General features: G+C 40.4%; 1 protein-coding gene. It reads right to left on the reverse strand.

The window, feature by feature from the left end:
• A partial coding sequence (locus AB1414_12975) for a hypothetical protein (GenBank protein ID MEW6608335.1) occupies positions 1 to 6,854 on the reverse strand: 6,854 nt, incomplete at its 3' end.
• Positions 6,855 to 7,017: the final 163 nt, after the last annotated feature.

A 7,017-nucleotide genomic window follows, 5' to 3' on the forward strand; every position in this document is an offset into this window, starting at 1 on the left:
GTGCCAACTTTGCCCGCAGTATAAATTTCTTTCCCGGCGGTCATTGTCCCTGCCGGGTCATTTGTAACAAATTGTGTTTGGGCGGTTACTGTCCAGGTATTGCCATAACTATCCACAGCCGTAACCTCATACTTTACCTCACTGTTAGAGGTAGTTGTGGCGCCGTGTGGTGAAATTAAGAGTGAAGTAACGCTACCAGGATTTACAGTAATCGTCACTATTGCCGTGATACTCCCTGAGGTAACCGCAATCGTGCCAGTCATTGCCTTTGTCCCTGCTTGAAAAATGGTAAATGTCCCTTTTTCTGCCATAAAGGTAAAACTACCCAATAAATTACTACTCACTGTCCAGGTATAACCTGCTTCTGGCAGTATTTCAAAATGTGAGCTGGTATATCCTTTCGCCATAAATGAGGCTGTGCCAAGCTGAGCAATGGTTGAAGTTGCCGGTTCGATGATGATGGACGCCAGCTCACCACCAATGATATTAAAAGGATTACTTGTGCCAACATTAGGATTAGGGAAGCCATCGTTAGCAATTATCCGGGCATTGATTTGATTATTATAAATTGTTACAGTCCCACACCATGTCCCTGTTCCCTGAGGAATAGTAACTTGCGAAGGGATAATAAGGTTATCCGGAACTTCTAAAGAAACGGTTATAGGAGGATGATTTATATCATCATTATTCCCAAATTCATCCTTCGCAAAGATAGTAATTGTCCCCGGAATACCAACATTCATCGTCCCGATATAATCAAATTCAAAATGAGTGTATAGCTGAGGAGAAACTGTAAAAAGACTACTTGTTCCTATCTTCTCATCTGATTGGACAATAATGGAAATATTAGCACCCGCAGTGGTAATGGAGGCGTTATCATCAAAATAACCGTTATTAAATGTAATCACATCGGGCGTAATTGTCCCCGGAATATTAAGCCCTAAGCTCGCTGTGCCATTATATGGCGGGGAAGGAATTAGACCATCTCCAAGCCGATTACCGTTTTTATCTCGAGCCTCTATCCCAATGCTAAATCCTCCCCCTGCATAAGCAATAGCAGGAGGATGGATAGAAAACGCAAAATGGTCAAGGGTAGGTATGTTACCGATTAAAATATAAGTTGCTGGAAGATGAGGGATAGAGGCAGTAACTATATTTAACTCTGTATTAACCGTTCCTGGTATAAGAACCCATTGGCTATTACCTTCATCAAGACGATAAATCTTTAATGATTGTTCAAATACTGCCCAGGTTCCAGTCTCGACATATCCTGGATAGCCAACACGCTCTAAATACGAGAGGCTAAGTGTTACTGTATCAGTTTCAAAGGTTTGCTGTAGAAGTGTTGGTGTGCCACTAAAAACCTTTATCTCACGGATTGAAGATGGCACTTGTTCAAGTGTTGGGTCAAGATTATTGTTAGCTGTATCAATCATCACACTTGAGGTCGCAGGATTAATATCTGGATAATAATCTATTCCTTGAAAAACGCCATTTTTAAAGGCAATTGTCGTTGTTCCCTGAGCAAATATCTTTGTCACCGTGCCACCCTGAGCATCATCTATCAACACAAAGAAATCATTGCTTGTGCCTCTAATGTCATTTGCTTGACTTAAGATATAAGTCATTCCTAAAAATTCAGTTCCTAAAGAGATACTTCCTGCACCGATACCCTGATTAAGGTTAATTGTAGTCAAAGTTCCATTTTTAGCATCGTATAAATTCGTCTCGGTCGCATAATCAGAGATAAGATTTTCGTATTTATCCCGTGCCGTCACCGTGGCATAGAATATTTCATCTCTGATTTGATTGGCAATAGGTTCAAAGGAAAAATGGGTAATTGTGCCAGGATTAATATTAATCGAGGTTTGCGTGGCAACATTGTCGTATTTCACGGTTAAAGTCCCTTTGCCGGCTAAAGTTCTGGCTTCAAATGTCGTTGTTGAACCGATAATAGAGGTAAGAGTCCCCAGAGTCGTCGCCCAGTCGAATATTAAACCCATAATTTCATGTCCAAATTCATCATATCCAGTAGCCGTAATGGTGCAGGTCGCATCTACCTGTAAATTAATCGTCTGTGTAGAAAGGGTGATGTAGGATAAAGTGCCAATCTTTGTGGTGATAGTAGCAGATGTTGAAGTGCCATAGACCGAGACTACTTGAATGAATGATTCCGTCCCAACTTCAGTTGATGCCGTCCAAATTGCCTCGATTTTACCGTCAGTATTAGTCGTGCCTACCGTCCTATCTAATGTCCCGGTGCCAATAACAGATAATTCTGCAGTTGTGCCCTGGACTTCCACTGGATTGCCATATTGGTCAGTTAATTGCACCGTGACGGAAGTAGTCGCTCCGACTGCAACAGAATTGGTGCCTAAAGCAATGGTGAATTTATTGGGCGGTCCTGGTAAAATAGCAAAGATGTTAGATGTCCCGCGCCTGGTTTCATCAGCTATCTGATGGGTAAAAAGAAATACCTCATCATAAGATTTCGTATTACCACTTTCGGTTAACGGTCCTAAATGACCACTAGTGAAAGTAAAGGTAGGAGATTGAGTTGCATTCCAGACCAGCTGTGTAATTTCACCATCCGCGCTAATAAATAAGTAATTAGCATCACCATAATCACCAACTACATTATCCCATTTATCTTTGGCATATACTGTAAAAATAATATTTTCCCCTGCTGTTAGAGTTGCAACAGGGTCATAGGTAAAATGATGTAACGAAGCAAAATTAACCGTAACAGTAGTCGAAGTTGCAATGCCATTTGCAGTTACGGTTGCCATACCTGTTCCTGTTTTAGTTGCATATAAGTAGGCGATAGGAGATTCGTAAGTAATTGTCCCAATATTTGTTTCCCAGACACAGCTAATCGTGGCTAACTGGTTCCCATAGGCATCATAGCCAGTTGCGGTTAAGGTCAATGTTGAGCCTGCAGTCATTGTCGCTGGTGAAGGAGAAATCGCCAGGGAACTCAAAGTGCCTGCAAGAATAGTTACCGTCCCAATTGCCGTCCTCGTGCCACTTTTAACCGCAATAGTCCCTGTTGTGGCTAATGTTCCTGCAGTAAATACCGTTGATGTTCCTTGTGCTGGGGTAAATGTTCCCACTATAGATTCCCAGTCATAAATTAGTCCATCAATCTTGTTTCCATAAACATCTTCTCCATTACAACTGAAGGAGATAGTGCCTTCAATAGTAGTTGTGGCATAGGTAGGGATAAGATTTATGTGATGAAGTCCTGCAGGAATAACAGTGAACAGGTTACTTGTGCCCACCGCACCACTTGAATGCGTCGCAATAATAAAACCCATCTTAAAAGCTGTGGTAATGGTCATAGTTCCTGTCCATTGTCCATTTGTAAAAGTCCCGGTCTGTGTCGGGGTGATTGTTCCTGGTGGCAAAGCAAGAACCCCTAATGAAACCGTGCCTATAAAATCTTCGGCAAGATTACCATAATTATCATTAGCCGTGATTGTGCCCCAAAAAGGTATTCCAGCAGTTTGCGTCCCAATATCACTAAATTCAAATTTGGCTACAGAGCCACTTTTCGTGATGATTAGAGATGAAGTGCCAGATATTCCATTAAATGAATTTGTTGTAATGAGGACTTTAATTTGACTACCTGCGGTAGTCCCTACCTGACAGGTAGTGCTAATCTGACCATTGGCATCCGTGATAGTAGTTAAAGTGCCCAGAGTTCCAGTTGCATTAGGAGTTTTTGCCCAAATGCTTAAATTACATTCAACACCCGCTGTCCCAATTCGAAATCCAGTATTATCGGCTAAATATGCCGTAATGGTCGTTGTCCCTGCCGCAGAAACAGATATTGTCCCGGGGGGTGATAAAAAGATAAATTGCGTAGGTGTTCCGGCTTCAACTAAAAAAGAATTACTTGTTCCCTGCAAGACAATTTCTGGTGACTGAGTAAAAGTCCCTCTGGCGTAAATGGTATAACTACCCGGTAAATCAATACAAATACTTTTTGTCCCAAAGCCCGAAATCACACTCATCGTCCCCAGACTACTTGTGCCATTAGAAATAGTTAAAGTAACTGTTCCTGCAATATGGCTATCTTGAGTTAGGTTATCAAATTCATCTGCACTATTCAAGGTAACATCAAAAGGGGTGCCGGGTCTCTGAGGTGAGAGGATATGTTCAAAGATAAACTTAGTTGTTGAGGTCGGAAAGATAGTCACACTAATTGAAGTCTGTGTGCCATCTGCGCTTAGGGTTAATGTGCCGGTGGTGGCTTTGGTGCCGGTTAAGGTTGTTGAAGTGCCCAGGATTGGATTTATTGTGCCTGCAGTGGTTTGCCAGAAATACTGGAAGGACTCAACCGAATTACCATATTTATCCGTTCCTGAACCCAAAAAAAATAAACTACCACCTGCGGTGATAGTTCCTTTGGTAACAGACACGCCTTGTTTATCAAGTATCCAGACAGTTGTTGGCGTTCCCGCAAACAAGGTAATAATCAAATGTGCCGTTACCGAGATTGTGCCATCTCTTGCCTCGACCGTTAGTGTCCCACGCATAGTTTTTGTCCCGGCAGAAAAAGTAACCGTAGAGGTATTTGTTGAACTAAGCGTGCCCAACGGCTCTGGCTCAAACCACCAACTATAAGTCAAACTGCCAAATTTCTCACCAAAAGAACCATAGCCCTGCCCCGTATAGGTAACACTACCTCCCACGAGGACATTTGAAGAACCAGTGATTGTGGCAAAACTCAAGGCAGTAGGAGAACCAATCACCTCATTCGATTTATCACTCCATTTACTTTTATTAGTAGAACTCGCCGGGTCATAAGCATAAGCAACAAAATAATATAATTTTCCATTGTCTAAATTTGAAATAATTGTTTCGGTTGAAAAAGAAGAAGTGAGACTTCCACATTCTGCCACAATTCCTGCATCCTGATAATAATCATAATTTTCACTACTTACACCAGTTCGAGAACCATAATACACCCAAAATCCTACCTGATGATTAGAATCCGTATTTTGTATGGAGAGCTTTATCCAGGTGTTACCGTTAATTACATTATAGATTTGTGGTGTTTCAAGAATTGCCTTAGTCGTTGCCCCTACACAATTTGATAGGTCAGACCAATTCCCGGCATCATCTACGGCCTTAATACCAAAATAATATAAAGTTTTTGGGGACAAATTTTCAACAGAATAATAATAATATTTTCCATCAAAGGACAGGGTATCAGGAGATAAGGTCTTACTTCCAAAAACCTTACCCCAATTATTATTGGTAATAGGTGTAGTTGCATAATTGATGACATAATATGTAGGTGTGCCAATATCAAAATCATCTCCTGTTGGTAACCATTGTAAAGTCACACTCCCTAATCCTATCCCTCTAAGCTCAAGTGTGATTTGGTCAGGAGAAACTGTATCAATCCCAATCCAGGGAGAATATTCTACATATTCACTCACTTTATCCCCACTCCCTTGAGGTGCAGGACCTGAAGGATCTCCCCACCAGTTATTAGTCGCCGTAATTGTTCCAACTCCCAAACCCTCGTTAAGAATCCCATAAGAAGTATTTCCAATTATATTACTGTTAGTAATGTTTAGGCTGGGTATTCCGCTATATTTAGCATAAATACCGTATTTACTCTTCATCAATGAACTACTTCCTATTTGAGGACAGGAACTATTAGAATAGATACAGGATGGTCCTACATTATCATAGGTAGCAGTTCCCGCTCTTATTGTGGTCCAGGTAATTGTTGGTGAACTATTATTAAATATAGCTACACCATGAGAATACACATTGGAGATATCTGTATTTGATATTTCAGGTGCAGAACTATCACACCAAATGGCAGGTTTAGGACCTGTACTATCATTTCCTCCATATTCAATCTTACAATATTTAAGGTAAGAATTCTGACTATATCCCGTAAATTTTATATACCCCCAGTCACCCGGATTAACCGGTATTTGATTAGAAGTAAAGGTAATCCGTCCTCCGTCAGTGCCATTTGCCTGTAAACAACCTGATATCCAGTAAGAGGCATCACCTATTATAATAGCTCTATTCTTATCAACTTTTATAGTTACTCCCGCATCAATAGTTAATGTTCCGGGAGATAGCAAATCCCCAATTAATAAATTATCGTTAGTAATCAGATATGGTATTCCCTGATTATGCCAGGTTATATCTTCAATGATACCAGTGGAAGAAACACCACATATACAGATGACATTGCCACTTGAACCTTCTACCCCATTATTTATAATTGTATTATCTTTCATATCTAACATTGGACCTGTAAGGACAGGATATCCATCATTATCTCTTATTAGACAATGCTGAAGGTAGAGTATGGGATGAGAGAGAGAGAGAATAATAGAATAAATTCCAGCATTATCACTATTTGAAATAGTACAGCTTGCTATCACGGGTAATTGAACACAGTTAGTACAGTAAATATTTCCATTAGGCTTTCCCCCATATTCTATCTGACAATAGGTCAGTTTTGAGGGTTTTGAAGTCCCATTAAATATAATTCCTGCCCAGTCTCCTTTGTTCTTTGGATTTTGATTGGAGGTAAAGGTAATCGTTCCATCTGGAGTTCCCTCAGCTATCAGGATTCCATTAATAATCATTGCCGTCGCAGTTTTAAATCTTACCTCTACACCAGGCTCAATCGTCAATGTCCCATTAACATATATCATTCCCGTAGCAATATAAGGGCTGCTACCTTTAGTCCATGTCCCGGACTGCCCATCCGCAACGACTGTTCCACTTACATAAGTATCTGCGCGGGCAAAAGATGAAATAAAAATAGCCATTAATACACTACTGCATAAAACTTTAATTATCTTCTGCATATTTCCTCCGTTTCTCTGCATCTCTAAAGTATTAAGTTTTGTAAGCGTTCAGGTGGTGTAACAAAAGGAGATGTGGAGATTAAGGAGATAGGGAGATATTATTAAAAAAATTGAAATTAATAGAAACTAATAGAAATTTATGGAAATTTGTTGTTTTCCACAA

This window comes from bacterium, from assembly GCA_040755795.1.
GTDB lineage: Bacteria > UBA9089 > CG2-30-40-21 > CG2-30-40-21 > SBAY01 > JBFLXS01.